Source organism: Burkholderia sp. 22088, assembly GCF_052045915.1.
GTDB classification, from domain to species: domain Bacteria; phylum Pseudomonadota; class Gammaproteobacteria; order Burkholderiales; family Burkholderiaceae; genus Burkholderia; species Burkholderia cepacia.
Genome location: NZ_JBQEPY010000001.1, coordinates 301633 through 324841 on the forward strand (window position 1 = coordinate 301633; position 23209 = coordinate 324841).

Here is a 23209-nt window from a genome sequence, read left to right on the forward strand (position 1 = left end):
GGCCGCCGCCCTCAAGAATCGGGCGCGGCGGCCGTTATCAGGGGTGAGCGCGATCACGGCCACTGCATGCACATGCACTTGTGAGCGTCATACCCGCGCGCCGCGTGCGCGCGGCCGCAATCAGGATCGCGATGGACCCGACTTCCCAACCCTCCCGCGCAGCCGCTCCCGTGCTGTCCGTATCCGGCATCGGCAAGACCTATGCCGAACCCGTGCTCGCCGAGGTCACGCTGACGCTCGAGGCGGGCCACGCGCTTGCGTTGACGGGCGAGAACGGCGCCGGCAAGAGCACGCTGTCGAAGATCATCGGCGGGCTCGTCGAGCCGACCGCCGGCACGATGCAGCTGGGCGGCCAGCCCTATGCGCCGGCGAGCCGGACGCAGGCCGAGGCGCTCGGCGTGCGCATGGTGATGCAGGAGCTGAACCTGCTGCCGACCCTGACGGTCGCCGAAAACCTGTTCCTGAACCGCCTGCCGCGGCGCTTCGGGATCATCGATCGCGCGCGGTTGCGCGACGACGCGCGGGCCGCGATGGCCCAGGTCGGGCTCGACACGGTCGATCCCGATACGCCGGTGGGCGCGCTCGGCATCGGCCATCAGCAGATGGTCGAGATCGCGCGCAACCTGATCGGCGACTGCCGCGTGCTGATTCTCGACGAACCGACCGCGATGCTGACCGCGCGTGAAGTCGAGCTGCTGTTCGAGCAGATCGACCGGCTGAAGGCACGCGGGGTCGCTATCATCTACATCTCGCATCGGCTCGAGGAGCTCGCGCGTGTCGCCGAGCGGGTCGCGGTACTGCGCGACGGCCGGCTCGTCCATGCGGGCGACATGGCGGCGACGACGTCCGACGGGCTCGTCACGCTGATGGTCGGGCGCGAGATCGGCGAGCACATCGATCTCGGCGAGCGCCGTATCGGCGCACCGCGGCTCGTCGTGTCGGGCCTCGCCCGCGGGACGGCGGTGCGCGACGTGTCGCTCGAGGTGCGCGCGGGCGAGATCTTCGGCATCTCGGGGCTGATCGGCGCGGGACGTACCGAACTGCTGCGGCTGATCTACGGCGCGGATGCGCCGGATGCGGGAACGATCGCGATCGGCCAGCCGCCGAAGCCGGTGCGGATCGGCTCGCCCGTCGAGGCGGTGAAGCACGGCATTGCGCTGATCACCGAGGATCGCAAGGGCGAAGGGTTGCTGCTCACGCAGTCGATCACCGCGAACGTGTCGCTCGGCCAGCTCGACCGGCTGGCGCGCGGCGGCATCGTCGACAGCGCGCGTGAAACGGCGCTCGCCGAGCAGCAGATCGACGCGCTGCGAATCCGCACGCACGGTGCGGCGCAGGCGGTCGGCGAGCTGTCGGGCGGTAATCAGCAGAAGGTCGTGATCGGCCGCTGGCTCGCGCGCGACATGGGCGTGCTGCTGTTCGACGAGCCGACGCGCGGGATCGACGTCGGCGCGAAGTTCGAGATCTACACTTTGATGGGCGCGCTCGCGCGCGAAGGCCGCGCGCTCGTCGTCGTGTCGAGCGACCTGCGTGAGCTGATGCTGATCTGCGACCGGATCGGCGTGATGTCGGCCGGGCGCATGACCGCCGTGTTCGAGCGCGGCAACTGGACCCAGGATGCACTGCTGGCCGCGGCGTTCGCCGGCTTCGGCCGCGAGACGCCGCCGGACGGCGCTCGGCATCCGGACGCGGGGCAGGCGCAAGGCGCCGCTCCGGGCACTTCGACGACAGGACGACAGCAATGACCCAGCCTCCCGTATCCCCGACCGACGCAGGCGCGCAGCAGGACGTGACGGGGCGCCGCGCGCGCACGCTGTCCGGCACGCGGCTCGGCCTGTCGAACTATCTCGGGCTCGCCGGCGCGCTTGCCGCGATGATCGTGCTGTTTTCGACGCTGAGCTCGCATTTCCTGACCTACGATACGTTCAGCACGATCGCGAACCAGATTCCCGATCTCGTCGTGATGTCGGTCGGGATGACCTTCGTGCTGATCATCGCCGGGATCGACCTGTCGGTCGGCTCGGTGCTCGCGCTCGCCGCGTCGATGGTCAGCGTCGCCGCGCTGAAATGGCAGTGGGGGCCGCTGCCGGCCGCGCTGATCGGCATCGCGGTCGCGACCGTCACGGGCGCGCTGACGGGCGCGGTCACGGTCGGCTGGCGCATTCCGTCGTTCATCGTGTCGCTCGGCGTGCTGGAGGCCGCACGCGGCCTCGCGTACCAGCTGACGAATTCGCGCACCGCCTATATCGGCGACGCGTTCGATTTCCTGTCGAACCCGATCGCGCTCGGCATCTCGCCGGCGTTCCTGATCGCGGTCGCGGTGATGATCGCGGCCCAGTTCGTGCTGACGCGCACCGTGTTCGGACGCTATCTCGTCGGGATCGGCACGAACGAAGAAGCCGTCCGACTTGCCGGGGTTAACCCGAGGCCGTATAAAATTCTCGTATTCGCGCTGATGGGCGCGCTCGCGGGGCTCGCGTCGCTGTTCCAGATTTCGCGGCTCGAGGCGGCCGACCCGAACGCGGGCGTCGGCCTCGAACTGCAGGTGATCGCGGCCGTCGTGATCGGCGGCACGAGCCTGATGGGCGGGCGCGGCTCGGTGATCAGCACGTTCTTCGGCGTGTTGATCATCTCGGTGCTGGCCGCAGGGCTGGCGCAGATCGGCGCGAACGAGCCGACGAAACGGATCATCACCGGCGCGGTGATCGTGGTGGCAGTCGTGCTCGATACGTATCGCAGCCGGCGCACGCGCGTGCGGTAGAAAGACAGACAGAACAGACCAGAGAGAAACGGGAAATGGCGACGATCAAGGATGTGGCAGCCATGGCGGGCGTGTCGTTTACGACCGTCTCGCACGTGGTGAACAACTCGCGGCCGGTGTCTGCGGATGTGCGTGCGAAGGTCGAGGGCGCAATCCGCGAGCTGAATTACGTGCCGTCGGCCGTGGCACGCTCGCTGAAGGCGCGTGCGACGGCGACCATCGGCCTCGTCGTGCCGAACAGCACGAATCCGTATTTCGCGGAACTTGCGCGCGGCATCGAGGATCAGTGCGCGGCCAATGGCTATTGCGTGTTCTTCTGCAACTCGGACGACGATCCCGTGAAGCAGCGCAACTACCTGCGCGTGCTGCAGGAAAAGCGCATCGACGGGCTGATCGTCGCGTCGGCGGGCGAGGATGCGGTGCTCGCGCAGACGCTTGCGGACATCCATGCGCCGCTCGTCGTCGTCGATCGGAACATCGAGGGGCTCGCGGCCGACCTCGTGCAGATCGACCACGAGCGCGGCGCGTACCTGGCGACGCGCCACCTGCTCGAGCTCGGGCACGCGAAGATCGGCTGCATCACGGGGCCGACCGACACGGCGGTCAGCGCGATGCGCGTGCACGGTTTCATCCGTGCGATGGCCGAGCGCGGTGTCGACATCGTGCCGGGCGCGATCGCGGAAAGCGACTTCTCGTGCCTCGGCGGTTATCACGCGGCGTCGCGGTTGTTCGAATCGGTGCGGCCGAGCGCGATCTTCGCGGGCAACGACCTGATGGGCGTCGGCGCGCTGCGTGCGGCGGCCGAGCGCGGCATGCGCGTGCCCGACGACTGTTCGATCATCGGATTCGACGACATCGAATTCTCCCGCTACACCTATCCGGCGCTGTCGACGGTCGGCCAGTCGGTGCGCGCGCTCGGAGAAATGGCGGCGCAGACCCTGATCGAGCGGATCGGCGGCGGCTCGTCGGCCGTGCCGAGCCGCCGTCGCGTCGTGTCGCCGCGTCTCGTGCTGCGTGAATCGACGGCGATCTACCGCGAGCCGCCGGCTTCCGGCGGTCGCGCATGACGGCGCCCGCAGCGGGCGCCGGCCGCGTAACGGTGGTCGGCAGCCTCAACATGGATCTCGTCGTGCGGGCGCCGCGCCTGCCGCTGCCCGGTGAAACGCTCGCCGGTCATGCGTTCGCGCAGGCGGCGGGCGGCAAGGGCGGCAACCAGGCCGTCGCTGCCGCGCGGCTTGGCGCGCAGGTCGCGATGATCGGCTGCGTCGGCGCGGATGCGCACGGCGCGGCACTGCGTGCGGGTCTCGAAGCCGAGGGGATCGACTGCGCGGGGCTCGCGACGAGCGCGTCGGCGTCGACCGGCGTCGCGCTGATTGTCGTCGACGATGCGAGCCAGAACGCGATCGTGATCGTCGCGGGCGGCAATGGCGAGGTCACGACCGATACGGTCGCGCGGCACGAGGCCGCGCTGGCGTCGGCCGACGTCGTGATCTGCCAGCTCGAGACGCCGCCGGATGCGGTGTTCGCGGCGCTGTCGGCCGGACGTCGGCTCGGCCGCACGGTGGTGCTCAATCCGGCCCCGGCCGTCGCGCCGTTGCCGGACGGGTGGCTGCCGCTCGTCGATTACCTGATCCCGAACGAGGTCGAGGCGGCCGCGTTGACCGCGCTGCCGGTGCGCGACCCGGCGGAGGCGGAAGCCGCCGCCCGCGCGCTGCAGGCTGGCGGCGCGCGCAACGTGCTGGTCACGCTGGGCGCGCGCGGCGTGCTTGCGCTGACGGCCGACGGCGCCGCGCGGCATTATCCGGCGCCGGCCGTGCATGCCGTCGACACGACGGCGGCCGGCGACACCTTCATCGGCGGCTTTTCCGCGCGGCTCGCGGCCGGCGCGGACGTCGACACGGCGATCCGCTTCGCGCAACGCGCGGCGGCACTGTCGGTCACGCGGGCGGGCGCGCAACCGTCGATTCCCACGCTTGCCGAACTGGCCGGATAGGGCCTGATCACGCATCGCAGCCGGTTCGTCGCAAACGACGGCCGGCCGCGTATCCGCGATGCGCGCCGGCGACGGAGGGCCTTCCATCGATGTGCACGCCAGTGCACGGCGATGTACGTATTTTCGTTCAGCTATTTGTAATAAACAGACGAATAATTCGAAAAAATAGCGGAAATGCCATCAAGTTGTGCGATGCATGGTCGTAAATGCATCAGGTGAAGCAATGCTTCGAAGCGACGGGTCCGTCCCGTCCATCACGACGCAACACAGGAAGGATGATGGCGTTCAAAAACCTGACGATTCGTGCGCGCATCGGTTTCACGATGGCGTTTCTGGCGGTGCTCCTCGGTGTGATCGGTGGGCTCGGCGTGTATGGAATGACGCGCGCGAACGGCACGACGCGCGAGATCTTCAAGAATCAGATGCCAAGCGCGGTCGATGTCTCGCTTGCCGAGATCTATTCGGCGCGCGAACGCCTGGCCCTCGACCGGGCGGCGCTCCTGGCCGGCACGCCCGATGCGGCGGCTGCCATCGAGCGAAGCCGCGGGATGCGCGCGCAGTCGGACACCTGGTGGCAAAAGTATCTCGCGTTGCCGCGCGGCCCGGAGGAGGATCGCATCGCACAGGACGTCGCCGCGAAGCGGCAGGCGTTGCAGCACGAGTGCGACGCGTTCGCGAGCGTGCTCGGGGCGAATCAGGCCGACCGCATCGGCGACGGCGCAAAGCAGCTCCAGGCGCGCTACACCGACCTCTCGACGGCGAGCGAGGCATTGCGCAACTACCAGTTCAGTGACGCGCAAGCCAACTTCGATCATGCGGAATCGGTGTACGAGACGCTGCGTGTGCTGGCCATCGTGGCGCTGGTGGCCGGCTTCGCTGCCGCGGTGGTGTCGTGGCTGACGCTGAGCCGCGCGATCGGCCGCCCGATTGCCGACGCGCTCGCGCATTTCGACGCGATTGCCGCCGGCGACCTGCGCCGGCCGATCGTCGTGGACCGGCGTGACGAGATGGGCCAGCTTCTCGAGGGCCTCGGCAAGATGCAGCGCGGGCTCGTCGAGACGGTGCGCACCGTGCGCGGCGGCAGCGAGTCGATCGCGACCGCGGCGCGCCAGATTGCGGCCGGCAACATCGACCTGTCGTCGCGCACCGAGGAGCAGGCCGCGGCGCTGCAGGAAACCGCGTCGAGCATGGAGCAACTGACCGGCACCGTGAAGCAGAACGCAGACAATGCACGCCAGGCGAGTTCGCTGGCCGCGAATGCGTCGGAGATTGCAAACAAGGGCAATACGGTGGTCGGCCAGGTGGTCGGCACGATGGGCGAGATCAACGACAGCTCGGCGAAGATCGCGGACATCATCGCGATCATCGAGGGAATCGCGTTCCAGACCAACATTCTTGCGCTGAATGCAGCGGTGGAAGCCGCGCGGGCCGGCGAGGAAGGCCGCGGTTTCGCGGTCGTCGCGGGCGAGGTGCGCAGCCTGGCCCAGCGTTCGTCGGCCGCGGCCAAGGAGATCAAGGTGCTGATCGACGCGTCGGTGGAGCGCATCCGGTCGGGTTCCACGCTGGTCGACGAGGCAGGGCGCACGATGAGCGATGTGATCGGCGCGGTGCAGCGCGTGACGGACATCATGGGCGAGATCGCGGCGGCATCCGAGGAGCAGAGCGGCGGGATCGACCAGGTGGCGCGCGCGGTCGCGCAGATGGACGAGGTCACGCAGCAGAACGCGGCGCTCGTCGAGGAAGCCGCGGCCGCCGCGCAGTCGCTCGACGAACAGGCCGGGCGCCTGCGTGAAACGGCAGCGGTATTCCAGCTCGCCGACGACACGTCGCGGCCGGGTGCCGCGGCACCGGTTGCGGTGCGTCACGCGCCGCGTGCGCCTTCCGCGGCGGTTGCCGCGCCTGTCGCTGCTGCGCGCGACGATCGCGATGCCCCGCCGAAACGCGCGGCTGCGGCGGCACCGGTGCGCAAGCCCGTCGCGGCCGCTACCGGTGGCGCGGACGACTGGGAAACCTTCTGATTCGCGCGTGCCGCGCATCTATCCCCATTTGGTAGCGAACGACGCCCGCAACACGCGGGCGTCGTCATTTCTGCGGCGGAGAAATGTGACAGACGACGTACATGAACGACGATCGTGCAGGGTTGCGTGCATCGAGCGATCTGCATCGACGGAAGTTGCGCACAGGTGCGAGTGAAGTTCCCGCATCCGTCGTACGGGTATCTCCGTAAGGGCGCTGCGAAAAAAATTTGTAACGGCGCGCGCAACGTGTCGTCGCAAACGGCTGCTCGAACGTATAGGGATGAAGGGGGAAGTGACGACGTCGGATGTGTCCAACGCACAAGACGTTCCGTTGTTCGACGAGACGCGACGGATGCAGTTTCTGCGGCTCGGGAGATCGATTGTAAAACGACGAAATGCGTTGTCCAAGCGGTGTTGTCGAGAATGACGAACTTCATACGAAGAGTTCGTGAAAAAAAATAAGAAAGGGTTTAGGATGAATTCGAACGCGCTTGCTTCTGCGCAGTCGTACGAAGGCAGGCACGTCTTCAGACTCAGGCGAGGGAGGTAGCATGGATATTTACAGCAGCTTCGCGAACCGCTTCGAAAAAACGCGAGAGGAAGAGCTCTCGCTGGAGGAGTATCTCGCGCTCTGCAAGAACGATCCATCCGCGTACGCGACGGCTGGTGAACGCATGCTGGCAGCAATCGGGGAACCTGAACACATCGATACCCGCAACGATCCGCGCCTGTCGCGGATCTTCGCGAACAAGGTCATCAAGGTCTATCCCGCGTTCCGTGAGTTCTACGGAATGGAGGAAGTGATCGAGCAGGTGGTCGCATATTTCCGTCACGCTGCGCAAGGGCTCGAAGAGAAGAAGCAGATCCTCTATCTGCTTGGCCCGGTGGGCGGCGGCAAGTCGTCGATCGCCGAGCGTCTGAAGCAACTGATGGAGCGCGTGCCGTTCTATTCGCTGAAGGGTTCGCCCGTCAACGAATCGCCGCTCGGGCTGTTCGACTACGACGAAGACGGTCCGATCCTCGAGGAACAGTACGGCATTCCGCGCCGCTACCTGAAAAACATCCTGAGTCCGTGGGCCGTCAAGCGCCTGCACGAATACAACGGCGACATCCGCCAGTTCCGCGTGGTGCGTCGCTATCCGTCGATCCTGCGGCAGATCGGGATCGCGAAGACGGAGCCCGGTGACGAGAACAACCAGGACATCTCGTCGCTGGTCGGCAAAGTCGATATCCGCAAGCTCGAACAGTACGCGCAGGACGACGCCGACGCGTACAGCTACTCCGGTGGCCTGTGCCTGGCGAACCAGGGCCTGCTCGAGTTCGTCGAAATGTTCAAGGCGCCGATCAAGGTGTTGCACCCGCTGCTCACCGCCACGCAGGAAGGCAACTTCAAGGGCACCGAGGGTTTCGGCGCGATTCCGTTCGACGGGATCATCCTCGCGCACTCGAACGAGTCGGAATGGAAGGCGTTCCGCAACAACCGCAACAACGAGGCACTGCTCGACCGGATCTTCGTCGTGAAGGTGCCGTACTGCCTGCGCGTATCGGAAGAGACCAAGATCTACGAGAAGCTGATCCGCAACTCGTCGCTGGCCGAGGCCGTCTGCGCACCGGGCACGCTGAAGATGATGTCGCAGTTCTCGGTGCTGTCGCGCCTGCACGAGCCGGAGAATTCGAGCCTGTTCTCGAAGATGCAGGTGTACGACGGCGAAAACCTCAAGGATACCGATCCAAAGGCGAAGTCGTACCAGGAATACCGCGACTACGCGGGCGTGGACGAAGGGATGACGGGCGTGTCGACACGCTTCGCGTTCAAGATCCTGTCGCGCGTGTTCAACTTCGATTCGAGCGAGGTCGCGGCCAACCCCGTGCACCTGATGTACGTGCTCGAGCAGCAGATCGAACGCGAGCAGTTCCCGCCGGAAACCGAGCAGAAGTATCTGTCCTTCGTGAAGGACGTACTGGCGTCGCGCTACGCGGATTTCATCGGCAAGGAGATCCAGACGGCCTACCTCGAGTCGTATTCGGAGTACGGCCAGAACATCTTCGACCGCTACGTCACGTATGCGGACTTCTGGATCCAGGACCAGGAATTCCGCGATCACGATACGGGCGAGAGCTTCGACCGCGCTGCGCTCAACGCGGAGCTGGAGAAGATCGAGAAGCCGGCCGGTATCAGTAATCCGAAGGATTACCGCAACGAGATCGTGAACTTCGTGTTGCGTGCACGGGCGGCGAACGCCGGCAAGAACCCCGTGTGGACGAGCTACGAGAAGTTGCGCGTCGTGATCGAGAAGAAGATGTTCTCGAATACCGAGGAACTGTTGCCGGTGATTTCGTTCAACGCGAAGGGTTCGGCGGAGGAGCAGCGCAAGCATGAGGACTTTGTGAACCGGATGGTCGCGAAGGGCTATACGCCGAAGCAGGTGAGGCTGCTTTGCGACTGGTACCTGCGCGTGCGCAAGTCATCATGACGCGCGCGGTACTGCGCCCGTACGGCGAGACCGTACGGGCGCTTTCAGAGGCGCCGCCCGCATGACGGCAGACGGCATGCGCGGCGAGTGCCCCGGCAGATCGACTTTCGAGCGGGAGACCGGGAGTGCTTCATCAAATCATCGACCGCAGGCTGGCCGGCAAGAACAAGAGCATCGCCAACCGCGAACGCTTTCTGCGTCGCGTCAAGAACTACATTCGTCGTGCCGTGTCCGACGCGGTGCGCGACCGTAGCATCAAGGATATCCAGAGCACGCAGAGCATCACGATCCCGCGCAAGGACATCGCGGAGCCGAATTTCCGGCACGCGCCTGGCGGGCGTCGTGAATACGTGCACCCCGGCAACGAGGACTACGTGCGCGGCGACAAGATCCCGCGCCCGCAGGGCGGCTCGGGCGGCGGAGGCAGTCAGGCGAGCAACGAGGGCGAAGGGCAGGACGACTTCGTGTTCGAGTTGTCGCGCGACGAGTTCATGCAGTACTTCTTCGACGATCTCGAACTGCCTCGCCTCGTGAAGACGCACCTGCTGACGGTGCCGAGCTGGAAGAACGTGCGCGCGGGCTGGTCGGCGGAAGGCACGCCGAACAACATCGATGTCGTGCGTTCGCTGCGCAGCGCACTCGGGCGTCGCATCGCGCTCGGCTCGCCGCTCGTCAACGAGCTGCGCGAGCTGGAGGCGCAGCTCGAGGCGATGAAGAGCGACCCGGAAGACCGGCGCGCGGAGATCGCGGTGCTCGAGGCCGAGATCCATCACCTGAAGGGGCGCATCTGGCGGATTCCGTTCATCGATCCGTTCGACCTGCGCTACATCAACCGCGTGAAGCAGCCGCAACCGTCGAGCCAGGCCGTGATGTTCTGCCTGATGGACGTGTCGGGCTCGATGGACGAGCAGCGCAAGGATCTGTCGAAGCGCTTCTTCATCCTGCTTTACCTGTTCCTCAAGCGTAACTACGAGCGCATCGAGGTGGTGTTCATCCGCCACCACACGCGTGCCGAGGAAGTCGACGAGGACACCTTCTTCCATTCGACCGAGAGCGGCGGCACGGTGGTGTCGAGTGCGCTCGAGCTGATGCGCAAGGTGATGAACGAGCGCTACTCGCCGACCGAGTGGAACATCTACGGCGCGCAGGCGTCCGACGGCGACAACTGGACTGACGATTCGCCCAAGTGTCGCAAAATCCTGGAAGAGGATATCCTCACGAAGGTGCGTTACTTCGCGTATATCCAGGTCGCGCCGGAAGAGCAGAACCTGTGGCTGGAATACGCGCAACTGGCCCTGTCTCAGCCGCATCTCGCGATGAAAAAAGTGGAATCGGCTGCCGACATTTACCCGGTGTTTCGCGAATTGTTCGAAAAGCAGGTGGAAATGTCATGACGACCCGCCATCTGCACAACGAGTCGCGCGGCTATGCGCCGCGCCCTTCCGGCGACGACACGGCCGGCCCTGCCGCACCGCAGCAACGCGGGCAGGCCGAACCGCCGCCGCCGGCCGCCGATTTGCCCGGCCCAGGGCAAAAGGAAGCGCGTATGAACGTTGCCGAACGCAAGCCGCTGCCGTGCCCGTCCGACTGGACGTTCGAATTGCTCGAGGAATACGACACGCACATCTCGCAGGTCGCCGAACAATACGAGCTCGACATCTACCCGATCCAGCTCGAACTGATCAGCGCCGAGCAGATGATGGACGCGTATGCGTCGGTCGGGATGCCCGTCAACTACCGTCACTGGTCGTTCGGCAAGCACTTCCTGTCGACCGAGAAGAGCTACCGTCGCGGCCAGATGGGCCTCGCGTACGAAATCGTCATCAACTCGAACCCGTGCATCGCGTACCTGATGGAAGAGAACACGATGACGATGCAGGCGCTCGTCATCGCGCACGCGGCGTACGGGCACAACTCGTTCTTCAAGGGCAACTACCTGTTCCGGCTGTGGACCGACGCGCACGCGATCATCGACTATCTCGTGTACGCGAAGAACTACGTCGCGGAATGCGAGGAGCGCTACGGGCTCGATCGTGTCGAGGAACTGCTCGATTCGTGCCATGCGCTGATGAACTACGGCGTCGACCGCTACAAGCGGCCGCAGAAGCCTTCGCTGTCGAAGGAGGCCGCGCTGCGGCGCGAGCGCGAGGCGTACCTGCAGTCGCAGGTGAACGAACTGTGGCGCACGCTGCCGGGCAAGAAGCCCGAGCTGATGGAGGAGCAGGAAGACCGCTATCCGCCCGAGCCGCAGGAGAACCTGCTGTATTTCGCGGAAAAGAATGCGCCGCTGCTCGAACCGTGGGAGCGGGAAGTGATCCGCATCGTGCGCAAGATCGGCCAGTATTTCTACCCGCAACGGCAGACGCAGGTGATGAACGAAGGCTGGGCGACGTTCTGGCACTACACGCTGCTGAATACGCTGTACAACCAGGGGAAGCTGGAAGACAGCTTCATGATGGAGTTCCTGCATTCGCACAGCAACGTGGTCTACCAGCCGCCCGTCACGAAGCCGTACTACAGCGGGATCAACCCGTACGCGCTCGGCTTTTCGATGATGAGCGACATCCGGCGGATCTGCGAAGCGCCGACGGAGGAAGACTACAAGTGGTTTCCCGAGATCGCGGGCACCCCGTGGCTGCCGGCGATGCACTACGCGATGCGCAACTTCAAGGACGAGAGCTTCATCGCGCAGTACCTGTCGCCGAGCCTGATCCGCGACATGCGGCTCTTCTCGGTGCTCGACGACGACATGCGCGATTCGCTCGAGGTGTCGGCGATCCACGACGATTCGGGCTACCAGTATGTGCGGCAGGCACTGTCGAGGCAGTACGACATCCATCACCGCGAACCGAACATCCAGGTGTGGGCGGTGAACACGCGCGGTGACCGCAGCCTCACGCTGCGCCACTTCATGACCGACAACCGTCACCTGTCGAACGACAGCGACGAAGTGCTCAAGCACATGGCCCGGCTCTGGCAATTCGACGTGTTCCTCGAAAGCGTCGACGAGGCCGGTACCGTGCGCAAGCGCTACGAGTGCCGCTACGTGCCGCCGGAGGTGCGGATCTGAACATCGTCTGCGGGAAGTTTGCATCGAACGCCAGCCTGCGGGCTGGCGTTTTCATATGACGAACGCATGGCGGGAGAAAAATTTTCTACATCCGGACGAACCCGGAGAGCCTGTTACTTTACATTTCGATAAAATCCCGTAGCGCCGTGCGCCGGAACCGGTGCCACGTTCGATCGCACGCGGCGGCCCAGCCGCCTCGCCCAGAAAGTACTACAAGGAACAGACCAATCCATGGACGTCCAGACCGAACAAGCCGCGCTGTCCGCGCATGACACCCGGCGGCGCGTGTTCGCCATCGTCGGCGCCTCGTCGGGCAACCTCGTCGAGTGGTTCGACTTCTACATCTACTCGTTCTGCGCGCTGTACTTCGCGCCGGCATTCTTCCCGAGCGGCAATACGACGACGCAGCTGCTGAACACGGCGGGGGTGTTCGCGGCCGGCTTCCTGATGCGTCCGATCGGCGGCTGGCTGTTCGGCCGCATCGCCGACCGCCACGGCCGCCGCAACGCGATGATGATCTCGGTGCTGATGATGTGCGGCGGCTCGCTCGTGATCGCGGTGCTGCCGACCTATGCGCAGATCGGCGCGCTCGCGCCGGCGCTGCTGCTGGTTGCGCGGCTGTTCCAGGGGCTGTCGGTGGGCGGCGAATACGGCACGAGCGCGACCTACATGAGCGAGGTGGCGCTGAAGGGCCGCCGCGGCTTCTTCGCGTCGTTCCAGTACGTGACGCTGATCGGCGGCCAGCTGTGCGCGCTGCTCGTGCTCGTGATCCTGCAGCAGACGCTGTCGGGCGACGAACTGAAGGCGTGGGGCTGGCGCATTCCGTTCGTGGTCGGCGCGGCGGCCGCGTTGATCTCGCTGTACCTGCGCAAGTCGCTCGACGAGACGTCGACGTCCGAATCGCGCGACAAGAAAAACGCGGGCACGATCCGCGGCGTGTGGCAGCACAAGGGGGCGTTCTTCACGGTGGTCGGCTTCACGGCCGGCGGCTCGCTGATCTTCTACACGTTCACGACGTACATGCAGAAGTACCTCGTGAACACGGCCGGCATGCATGCGAAGACGGCCAGCAACGTGATGACCGTCGCGCTGCTCGTCTACATGCTGATGCAGCCGGTGTTCGGCGCGCTGTCCGACAGGATCGGCCGCCGCACGTCGATGATCCTGTTCGGCTCGTTCGCGGTGATCGGCACGGTGCCGCTGATGCACGCGCTGAAGGACGTGACGAGTCCGGTGGCGGCGTTCGTGCTGATCACGGTCGCGCTCGCGATCGTCAGCTTCTACACGTCGATCAGCGGGCTGATCAAGGCCGAGATGTTCCCGCCGGAAGTGCGCGCGATGGGCGTCGGCCTGTCGTATGCGGTCGCGAACGCGATCTTCGGCGGCTCGGCCGAGTACGTCGCACTGTGGTTCAAGTCGATCGACAGCGAGGAAACCTTCTACTGGTACGTGACCGTGCTGTGCGCGATTTCGCTGATCGTGTCGTGGCGGATGCGCGATCCGAGCAAGGAAGGGTACCTGCGTCACGAGCCGTGATCGGCCGCGCGTCGTACGCATTCGCATCATGACGAACGTCCCGCCAACCGGCGGGACGTTTTTTTTCGACGTTCGATTACGCGGGCGGAGGCGGTGCATGGTCGGGCGCCGGGTCGGCCACGCTCGACAGGATGCCTTGCTGGACCAGCCAGTCGAACATCTGCTCGACGATCGGCGAGCGCGACGGGCCTTCCATCCGCGACAGCCACCATGTGGTGCCGGGCAGGCGCGGGTAGTCGGCGAGCACGGTCAGCACGTGCTGGTCGAGGCCGGCCTGCGCGACGAGGCGCGGCAGGCACGCAATGCCGCGGCCGCGCTGCACGGCGTCCAGCACGAGCCGCTGGTCGTCGTAGATCGCCTGCATCCGGAAATCCGACAGCTGCTCGCGAAAGACGGTCGCCATGCGCTCGTCGGTCAGGCTCGCTTCGAGGCAGACGAGCCCCGCGTGCCGCGCGTGTTCGGCGCGCGGCACGCGGGCGAGCGTCTCGGCCAGCGGCGTCGCGCATACCGTCACCCATTCGTCCCGCATGAACGGAATATCGACCAGGCCCGGCTGCAGCATCGGCCGCGTGCCGATCGTCATGTCGACGTCGATCTCGTCGACGTAGCGCGCGGTTTCGTCGGTCGACAGCAACGGGCACAGGTCCGGCAGCGCCTGCTGCAACTGCTCGAGGCGCGGCTGCAGCCAGCCGTGCAGCAGCGGCGCCGGACACACCAGCACGACGAGCCCCGGGTTCAGGTAGGTCGCGATGCGGTCGAGCCCGCCGCGCAACGTGTCCATCGCGCGCTGGACGCTGCGCTGCAGGACCTCGCCGGCGATGGTCAGCTCGACGCCGCGGCCGCGCCGGCGGAACAGCGGTTGACCGAGCTGCGCTTCGAGCTGCTGGATCTGATGGCTGATCGCCGACTGCGACAGGTGCAGCTCGTCGGCCGCGCGCGAGAAATTGCCCAGCCGGGCCGCGGCTTCGAAGCCGGTCAGTAGTTTCAGGGACGGAACGCGTTGCATCGAGATATGAGGTGAATTGATTGATTCGGCCAAAAAATATCAATATTCATCAAGTTTAACCTGGCGGAAAATCGCTCATCAATCACAACGGAGTCGGATCGATGGGTCGCTTTGATGCTCGCCAGCGCGGTTACCGGATGCCCGCCGAATGGGAATCCATGTACGCGACGTGGCTCGGATGGCCGGTGCTCGACAATCGCGAGGACCTGTGGGGGACGCATTACGCGCAGGTCTGCCGCGAATTCGCGCTGGTCGCGCGCACGATCGCGCGCTATCAGCGCTGCGTGGTCGCGGTGCACCACAGCCAGGCCGATGCCGCGCGCGAACTGGTGGGCCCGAGCGTCGACGTGCTGCCGGTCGCGGCCGAGGACAACTGGCTGCGCGATTGCGGGCCGATCTTCCTCGTCAGCGAACGGCACGGTCTGGGCGCGGCCGTGTTCCGCTTCAACTGCTGGGGCGAGAAGTACCAGCCGTACGACGGCTGCCAGCAGGCTGGTCAGGACATCGCGCGCGCGGCCGGCGCCGAGATCTTCAATTCGCACATGGTGCTGGAGGGCGGTTCGTTCTACGTCGACGGGCAGGGCACGCTGGTCACGACCGAGAGCTGCCTGCTGCATCCCAACCGCAATCCGCACCTGAGCCGCGCGGAGATCGAGGCGGAACTGCGCCGCATGCTGGGCGTCGAGAAGATCGTGTGGCTGCCGGGCAACCCCGACGAAGTGGAGACGAACGGGCACGTGGACGGCATCGCGTCGTTCATCGCACCCGGCCGGATGCTGTGCCAGACCGCACTGCCGGAACAGGGCGACTATTTCCGCGTGATGCGGGAAAACCGCCGCGCGCTGGAGCTCGCGACCGATGCGGCGGGGCGCCGTTTCGAGCTGCTCGACCTGCCGTCGCCGATCGTCAGCGAACGCTTCGGCTCCGAGCGCTACTGCGACTGCTATGCGAACTACATTCTGGTGAACGGCGCGGTGATCGTGACCGCATTCGGCGTCGAGCAGGACGAGGCCGCACGCGACGCTTTCAGCCGGGCGTTCCCGACGCGCAAGGTGCAGATGCTGCCGATCCCGACACTGTCGATCGGCGGCGGGAGCATCCACTGTTCGACGCAGCAGCAGCCGTCCGTCGCGCACTGAGCGACGTCCCGTCAGCGGTTTCCGGTTCCATCGAGGAGCAATCGCAATGCCGTCCAAACACATCACCGTCGCCGCCGTCCAGATGGCGTCGGGCAGCTGGAATCTCGAAGACAACATGGCCACCGCGGAGCGCCTGATCCGCGCGGCCGCCGCGCAGGGCGCGAATCTCGTGCTGTGCCCGGAGCTGTTCGCGATGCCGTACTTCTGCCTCGACCAGAACGTGCGCCATCTCGAACTCGCGCAGCCGTTCGAAGGCAACGCGCAGATCGCCCGTTTCGCGGCGCTGGCCGGCGAACTCGGCGTCGTGCTGCCGATCGGCTTCTTCGAGCGTGCGGGCAATGCCGCGTACAACTCGATCGCCGTGGCGGACGCGGACGGGCGCGTGCTCGGCGTCTATCGCAAGACGCATATCCCGGACGGGCCGGGTTATACGGAGAAGTTCTATTTCACACCGGGCGATACCGGCTTCAAGGTGTGGGATACGCGCTTCGGCCGGATCGGCATCGGTATCTGCTGGGACCAGTGGTATCCGGAGACGGCGCGTTGCCTCGCGCTGATGGGCGCCGAGATCCTGTGCTTTCCGACCATCATCGGCTCCGAGCCGTTCAGCAGTGCGTTCGATTCGTCCGGCCACTGGCAGCGCACGATGCAGGGCCACGCGGCCGCCAACATGGTGCCGGTGGTGGCGGCCAACCGGATCGGCCGCGAAGCCGGCTTCGGCAACGGCAATCCGCAGCAGCAGGCGCTCACCGGCGTGTTCTACGGGTCGAGCTTCATCGCGGATCACACCGGCGAGAAGCTGGCCGAGGCGAACCGCACCGATGAGGCGGTGCTCGTGCACACGTTCGATCTCGACGCGATCCGCGCCGACCGGCAATCGTGGGGCTTCTTCCGCGATCGCCGCCCGGAGATGTATCGCACGTTGCTGACCAGCGACGGCGTATCGTCCTGCTATCGATGAGGGACGCCCGATGAAACGGCAAGGATGGTTGCGTGTCGCGGCGCCGGGCCTCGCGCTGTGCGTGCTGGCGGGAACGGCGCGCGCCGACGAAGAGAAGGTGCTGAACCTCTATAACTGGAGCAATTACTTCGCGCCGGATACGCTGGCCGGTTTCGAGAAGGAAACCGGCATCAAGGTGCGCTACGACGCGTACGACAGCGACGAGACGCTGCAGTCGAAGCTGCTGACCGGCAACAGCGGTTACGACCTCGTGTGGCCGACCAACGACTTCATGGCCCGGCAGATCCAGGCAGGTGTGTTTCGCAAGCTCGACAAGCACCGGCTGCCGAACCTGAAGTATCTCGATCCGTCGCTGCTGAAGCAGATGGCGCAGTCCGATCCCGGCAACCAGTACGGCGTGCCGTACATGTGGGGCACCGTGGGCGTCGGCTACGACCGCGCCAGGGTGCGCGCGATCCTCGGCAAGGACATGCCGGCCGACAGCCTCGACCTGCTGTTCAAGCCGGAGATCGCGTCGCGCGTCGCCGCGAAGTGCGGCCTGGGCCTGCAGGACTCCGCGAGCACCGTGCTGCCGCTGGCGCTGCGCTATGTCGGCCGCGATCCGATGCATCCGTCCGCGCAGGACTACGCGGCCGCGCAGGCGATGCTGATGAAGATCCGGCCATTCATCCGCGAGTTCGTGGGTTCGTCCGACGCCAACGAGCTGATCGACGGTGAGCTGTGCGTAACGGTCGGTTTTTCCGGCGCGATCAACCTGGCCGCGCAGAAGGCGAAGGCGCGCGATCCGAAGCGCGACGTCGTGTACGACATTCCGCGGCTCGGCACCCTGATGTGGTTCGATGCGATGGTCATTCCGGCATCCGCGAAACATTCGGACAACGCGCATGCGTTCATCAACTACATCCTGCGTCCGGACGTGATCGCGAAGATCTCGAACTCGACACGCTACGCGAATGCGAACCAGGGCGCGCTGAAGCTGATGGATCCGGCGCTGGTGCGCGATCCGGGCGTCTATCCGGACGAATCGACGCGGCGCAGGCTGTTCACGCCGATCGCCGAATCGCCGGCCGCGATGCGTCTCGAAGGCCGGACCTGGCTCGGCTTCAAGACGGCGCGACCGTGACGGCCCGCCCTGAAACAACCGAAACAACCGAAATAACCGGCAAGCGAAAGAGGAATGCCATGACTACACGACGTCAACTGTTGAAACGCGGCCTGTCCGTCTCGGGCGCGGCGCTGGCCGCCGGCGCGATGAGCGGGTTGTTCGGCCGCGCCGCGCATGCGCAGCAGGGCGCCACCTGGCACATGCCGGACGAAGGCGCGCCGCACACGGCGACCTGGATGGCGTTCGGCCCGAGCGCGGACATCTGGGGCGCGCGGCTGCTGCCGGTGGTGCGCGAGCATCTTGCCGCGGTCGCGAAAGCGATCGCCGCGCACGAGCCGGTCAAGATGCTGGTGCGGGAAGAGGATTACGCGGTCGCGTCGCGCCTGTGCGGCTCGTCGGTCGAGCTCGTCCAGCATCCGGTCGACGACCTGTGGATGCGCGACACCGGGCCCGTGTTCGTGAAGAACGCGTCGGGCCAGCTCGGCGGCGTGAGCTTCAATTTCAACGGCTGGGGCAACAAGCAGGAACACGACCAGGACGCGCAAGTCGCGCCGTTCGTGGCCGAACGCGCCGGCGCGCGGTTGATCGACACGAAGCTCGTGCTGGAAGGCGGCGGTATCGAGGTGGACGGCGAGGGCACGGCGATCATCACGCGCAGCTGCGTGCTCAATTCGAACCGCAATCCGGGCGTCAGTCAGGCGCAGTGTGAAGCCGAGCTGAGCCGCCTGCTCGGGCTGAAGAAGATCATCTGGTTGCCGGGCATCGCCGGCAAGGACATCACCGACGGGCATACCGATTTCTACGCGCGCTTCACGAGCCCGGGCGTCGTGGTGGCCGGGCTCGACACGGACCCTTCGTCGTACGACCACGCGGTGACGCGGCAGCATCTGGAGATCCTGCGGAAATCCACCGATGCGAAGGGGCGCCCGTTGAAGGTCGTCGTGCTGCAGGGCCCGAAGACCGTCCGGCACCAATACGAGAACGCGGAGTTCGCGGCCGGCTACATCAATTTCTACGTGTGCAATCGCGCGGTGATCGCGCCGCAATTCGGCGACAGCCGTGCCGACCGCAATACGCGCGACACGCTCGTCGACCTGTTTCCCGGCCGCGAGGTCATCCAGCTGAACATCGACGGCATCGCCGCGGGTGGCGGCGGCATCCACTGCACCACGCAACAGCAGCCGGCGTGAGCGTGTCGCGTCATATCGTTATCGAAATCGATTCGTTGTCCGTTGCGGACGATTTCCGTAACCTGAACCCGTAGTTCGTGTGACACCTCCTTGACTGGGATTCGCGCCCGCTGCGTGCAGCGGGCGTCTTTTTTTGTTCCGATCATTCGCGTGTCCAGGATATACAATCGCCAACGCCTGTCCGAGGCGCCATCGACGATTGAAAAAATATCCATGAAAGAACAACGATCATCCGTTCCGGGCCTGACGATCCTGCTGGCCGTCGTCAACCTCGCCGTCTTCCTGTTGATGTGGCGACAGGCATCGTACGGTGCGCTGACGAACAGTCTGCTGCTCGGCTGGGGCGCCAACTTCGCGCCATATACGCTGACCGGGCAGCCGTGGCGCCTGCTGACCAGCGCGTTCCTGCACGGCGGTTGGCTGCATCTGGCGCTGAACCTTTACATGCTGATCGTGCTCGGCACCGTGCTCGAGCGCGCGGGCGGCTCACTGCGGTTCGGCGTCGCGTACCTGCTGTCGGCGCTCGGCGGCTCGCTGCTGAGCGCGCTCTGGTCCGGGCATCACGAGGTCAGCGCAATGCAGGTCGCGTTCGGCATCGTGATGCCGACGAGCGGCATCCGCCCGGTCGTCAGCGTCGGTGCGTCGGGCGCGCTGATGGGACTGGCCGGCGCGGCCGCCGCGCTCGCATTGCACCGGCGTGCGGACCGCGGTCGCGATACGGGCGTCGTCATCAATCTCGGCGCGGTGGCCCAGGTGATCGCCATCAACCTGGCGTCGGGATTCTTCATTTCCGGTATCGACCAGGCTGCGCATCTTGGCGGTGTCGTCACGGGTTTCGTCGCCGGCTGGATACTGTACGGTTTTCGTCCTTCGGGCGCTTCGCTGCGTGGCGCGGTGCTGCCGGTCACGCTGGCGGTGCTGGGTAGCGGCGTGATGTTGTTTGCGGCGCAGCGCGCGGGCAGCGCGGAACTGCAGGAGCTACGCACGGCCGTGGATCGCGAGCGTGCGCAGGACGACGCGCGGCAGCAGGCGAAGCGCGATGCGGACACGATCGCCGAGCAGATCCACGAGGACGAGCAGCATCGCGCCGCACCCGTGTCCGCGGAACTGGCCGCAGGCACGGTCGTCCCGGTCGGCAAGGGTACCTATGCAATGGTCATGGGAGCGTCGGGCAAGCGCCTGTACATCACCGACAACGACGAGAACACGCTCGTCGTCGTCGACGTCGACAAGCGCACGGTGGTCCAAACGATTGCCGGCGAGCCATTCAAGACGGGGCTCAACGGTTGTCCAAGCAACATGTGCCGCGGCCGCGGCGCGAGCGGAGTAGTTGTCAGCCCGGATGAGCGCTATGCGTATGTGACGTCGATGCGCGAGGACAGCGTCGTACGTATCGATCTGGCGAGCGGCAAGATCGTCGACAGTGCGGTGCTCGGTCGGTTTCCGCGTGCGATCGTCGCATCGGCATCGCACGACAGGCTCTACGTGCTGAACGGCGTCGACGATACGGTGTCCGTCGTCAGCATTACGCACTGGCCGCAGGTCGTCGCGACGCTGAAACTGGGTGATGGCGACGGGGCGGGCGTCGAGTTCGGGCGGTCACTGTCGATGTGGCTGTCGCCGGACGGCAAGCAACTGAATGTCAACGCGATGCAGAAAGGCACGATCGTCGCGTTCGATACGTCGACGAACGAGCCGCTGCGCTCGTATCCGCTCGATGCAGGTTTCATCCGGGCGGAACCGGGCGCGCCGGGCGCGGGAACATGGTTCTACGGCGCGTCGTCGGTCAAATGGGTGGACCCGGCGAGCCTGGCGTCGCTGAAGACCTATCCGGTCTGCCAGACTTCGGCACACAGCTTCGACGGCAGCGATGATGGCAAGCTGATCGCCGTGACCGCGTACGACGGTTCGCCGATGCGCGTGATCAAGGTGGCGACCCGCCGAACGGTCGGCGAATTTCCGGTGGCGGGCGGCGTGTCGCAGGTGATCTTCGCGCCAGACCATCGCACGCTCTACGCACTGGGCGCTGCGGGCACGCTGTCGTTCCTCAGCATGGACCGCTCGCTCGATTATCTGCAAGACACGGACGCAGGCGAATTCCTGTGTGCGGCGTCCGCGGACGGGGAAGAGGGCGCTGACGGCGCGTGACCGCGCCGCCAGCCTCATCACGAAACCCGCTGAGCAAAGCACCATTTGTTGGTTCGGATTCGCCGCACGCGCTGATACGTTAGCGGCTTCGCGACGACACACTCCGTCGCGATGTTCTTCGAACCGGGCCGCCGCGCGATCCGCGGCGGCCTTCATAACAAATCAGGTCGTGCTCATGAAAATCCACACTCTCGCTACGTGGCTCGTCGGGGCTGCGCTCATTACCGCAGGCACCGTCGCGCATGCGGACCGTCTCGACGATATCAAGAAGGCCGGCGTGCTGCGCGTCGCGACGTTCGACAGCAACCCGCCGTTCGGCTATGTCGACGGCAAAAGCAATCACATCGTCGGTCTCGACGTCGACTATGCGAAGGCGCTCGCCGACAAGCTCGGCGTGAAGCTGCAGCTCCAGCCGACCAACCCCGCGAACCGCATTCCGTTCCTGACGTCCGGCAAGGTCGATCTCGTGCTCGCGAACTTCACGATCACCGACGAGCGCGCGAAGCAGGTCGACTTCAGCATTCCGTATTTCTCGTCGGGCCAGCAGTTTCTCGCGAAGAAGGGCGTGCTGAAATCGGCCGACCAGCTGAACGGGCTGCGCGTCGGCGCCGACAAGGGCACGACCAACGAGATCACGCTGCGCGAGAAATTCCCGAAGGCGACGATCGTCGCGTACGACGACACGCCGTTCGCGTTCGCCGCGCTGCGCGCCGGCAACGTGCAGGCGATCACGCAGGACGGCCCGAAGCTGATCGGCCTGCTCGCGAACGTGCCGGACAAGCAGAACTACGAGATCCCGGCGTTCACGATCTCGAACGACTACATGGGCGTCGGCGTGCCGAAAGGCGAGACGCGCCTGCTCGGCTTCGTCAACGACACGCTGAAGGGGCTCGAGGCGAACGGCCGCGCCGTGCAGATCTACGACGCATGGTTCGGGCCGACGACGAAGACGCCGCTCACGCGCATCTTCCGGATCGGCGACAAGACCTGATCCGCATCGCACGCGCGCCGCGACCGGCCGGATCACCGGCCTCGCGGCGCTTTCCGTTTTCTTCCGATCGCGCGCTTCGCGCCCGCAACACAGCATGCTCGGGTTGGCTCCCAAATATCTGTCCTGGCTCTGGCAGGGCTTCCTGCTGACGCTCGGTCTCGCGGCCGCGTCGGCCGTCGCCGCGACCGCCGGCGGTCTGCTGCTCGCGGTCATGCGGCATGCGCGCGGCACGGCACCGCGCGCGGTGGCAGCCGCGTACGTCGTCACGTTCCGCAACACGCCGCTGCTCGTGCAGTTGCTGTTCTGGTATTTCGGTGTCGCGTCGCTGCTGCCCGACACGTGGGTCGCATGGCTGAACGCGCGCCATGTGTTGAGCATGGGTCCGTTCACGCTCGCATGGCCGTCGTTCGAATTCGTCGCGGGCTGGGTTGGGCTGAGCGCGTATACGGCCGCGTTCGTCGCGGAGGAATGCGAAGCCGGCCTGCGCGGCGTGCGGCGCGCGCAGCACGACGCGGCGGCCGCGCTCGGCCTCACGCCGATGCAGTCGCTGCGCTACGTGGTGCTGCCGCAGGCCGTGCGCATCGCGTTGCCGCCGCTGTTCGGCCAGTACATGAATCTCGTGAAGAACTCGTCGCTCGCGATGGCGATCGGCGTGGCCGAGCTGTCGTATGCATCGCGGCAGGTCGAGACCGAAACGTTCAAGACCTTCGCCGCATTCGGCGTGGCGACCGTGCTGTACGTCGCGGCGGTGGCCGCGATCGAAGCGGGCGCGTATGCGGCGACGCAATGGCGCGACCGGCTGGGAGCGGGGCGCTGA

Annotated in this window: 17 protein-coding genes; 16 read left to right on the plus strand and 1 reads right to left on the minus strand. The window is 65.9% G+C overall.

The window, feature by feature from the left end; all coding sequences use genetic code 11:
- Positions 1 to 131 precede the first annotated feature (131 nt).
- The 9 genes from ACTJLD_RS01595 to ACTJLD_RS01635 all read left to right on the plus strand — a co-directional run bounded on the left by ACTJLD_RS01595 (position 132) and on the right by ACTJLD_RS01635 (position 13852).
- A complete protein-coding gene (locus tag ACTJLD_RS01595; RefSeq protein WP_027787476.1) occupies positions 132 to 1745 on the plus strand; it encodes a sugar ABC transporter ATP-binding protein in 1614 nt (537 codons plus the stop codon).
- A complete protein-coding gene (locus tag ACTJLD_RS01600) occupies positions 1742 to 2761 on the plus strand; it encodes an ABC transporter permease (RefSeq protein WP_027787475.1) in 1020 nt (339 codons plus the stop codon). The genes ACTJLD_RS01595 and ACTJLD_RS01600 overlap by 4 nt, the downstream gene beginning before the upstream one ends.
- A gap of 35 nt (positions 2762 to 2796) precedes the next feature.
- Positions 2797 to 3828, plus strand: coding sequence for a LacI family DNA-binding transcriptional regulator (locus tag ACTJLD_RS01605; protein ID WP_027787474.1), 1032 nt, complete (start codon positions 2797 to 2799; stop codon positions 3826 to 3828).
- A complete protein-coding gene (rbsK, locus tag ACTJLD_RS01610) occupies positions 3825 to 4754 on the plus strand; it encodes a ribokinase (RefSeq protein ID WP_334033897.1) in 930 nt (309 codons plus the stop codon). Before ACTJLD_RS01605 ends, rbsK begins: the two co-directional genes overlap by 4 nt.
- A gap of 278 nt (positions 4755 to 5032) precedes the next feature.
- Positions 5033 to 6772, plus strand: a complete 1740-nt coding sequence (locus ACTJLD_RS01615; RefSeq protein WP_334033896.1) for a methyl-accepting chemotaxis protein — start codon at positions 5033 to 5035, stop codon at positions 6770 to 6772.
- 551 nt (positions 6773 to 7323) lie between these two features.
- On the plus strand, positions 7324 to 9246 hold the full coding sequence (locus tag ACTJLD_RS01620; protein WP_021163181.1) for a PrkA family serine protein kinase: 1923 nt from the start codon (positions 7324 to 7326) through the stop codon (positions 9244 to 9246).
- A gap of 125 nt (positions 9247 to 9371) precedes the next feature.
- Positions 9372 to 10640, plus strand: coding sequence for a YeaH/YhbH family protein (locus ACTJLD_RS01625; RefSeq protein WP_021163180.1), 1269 nt, complete (start codon positions 9372 to 9374; stop codon positions 10638 to 10640).
- A complete protein-coding gene (locus ACTJLD_RS01630; protein WP_027787471.1) occupies positions 10637 to 12316 on the plus strand; it encodes a SpoVR family protein in 1680 nt (559 codons plus the stop codon). The genes ACTJLD_RS01625 and ACTJLD_RS01630 overlap by 4 nt, the downstream gene beginning before the upstream one ends.
- A gap of 231 nt (positions 12317 to 12547) precedes the next feature.
- On the plus strand, positions 12548 to 13852 hold the full coding sequence (locus ACTJLD_RS01635) for an MFS family transporter (RefSeq protein WP_440657790.1): 1305 nt from the start codon (positions 12548 to 12550) through the stop codon (positions 13850 to 13852).
- A 76-nt stretch (positions 13853 to 13928) separates the two neighbouring features.
- Here the strand turns inward: ACTJLD_RS01635 and ACTJLD_RS01640 are convergent, their stop codons facing one another.
- Positions 13929 to 14858, minus strand: a complete 930-nt coding sequence (locus ACTJLD_RS01640) for a LysR family transcriptional regulator (protein ID WP_060084836.1) — start codon at positions 14856 to 14858, stop codon at positions 13929 to 13931.
- A gap of 101 nt (positions 14859 to 14959) precedes the next feature.
- Between ACTJLD_RS01640 and ACTJLD_RS01645 the strand changes: the two genes are divergently transcribed.
- The 7 genes from ACTJLD_RS01645 (at position 14960) to ACTJLD_RS01675 (ending at position 23209) form a co-directional block, all read left to right on the plus strand.
- Complete coding sequence (locus ACTJLD_RS01645; protein ID WP_124918374.1) at positions 14960 to 15997, plus strand: agmatine deiminase family protein; 1038 nt, start codon at positions 14960 to 14962, stop codon at positions 15995 to 15997.
- A 46-nt stretch (positions 15998 to 16043) separates the two neighbouring features.
- Positions 16044 to 16958 (plus strand): N-carbamoylputrescine amidase, encoded by a 915-nt coding sequence (gene aguB / locus ACTJLD_RS01650; RefSeq protein WP_060358156.1) that lies wholly within the window; start codon positions 16044 to 16046, stop codon positions 16956 to 16958.
- 10 nt (positions 16959 to 16968) lie between these two features.
- Positions 16969 to 18081 (plus strand): polyamine ABC transporter substrate-binding protein, encoded by a 1113-nt coding sequence (locus ACTJLD_RS01655; protein WP_119338247.1) that lies wholly within the window; start codon positions 16969 to 16971, stop codon positions 18079 to 18081.
- A 59-nt stretch (positions 18082 to 18140) separates the two neighbouring features.
- Positions 18141 to 19253 (plus strand): agmatine deiminase family protein, encoded by a 1113-nt coding sequence (locus ACTJLD_RS01660; protein WP_440657792.1) that lies wholly within the window; start codon positions 18141 to 18143, stop codon positions 19251 to 19253.
- A 213-nt stretch (positions 19254 to 19466) separates the two neighbouring features.
- Complete coding sequence (locus ACTJLD_RS01665; RefSeq protein WP_440657794.1) at positions 19467 to 21401, plus strand: rhomboid family intramembrane serine protease; 1935 nt, start codon at positions 19467 to 19469, stop codon at positions 21399 to 21401.
- A gap of 175 nt (positions 21402 to 21576) precedes the next feature.
- On the plus strand, positions 21577 to 22392 hold the full coding sequence (locus ACTJLD_RS01670) for an ABC transporter substrate-binding protein (protein WP_059682687.1): 816 nt from the start codon (positions 21577 to 21579) through the stop codon (positions 22390 to 22392).
- Positions 22393 to 22486: 94 nt separating this feature from the next.
- Complete coding sequence (locus ACTJLD_RS01675; RefSeq protein WP_060196484.1) at positions 22487 to 23209, plus strand: amino acid ABC transporter permease; 723 nt, start codon at positions 22487 to 22489, stop codon at positions 23207 to 23209.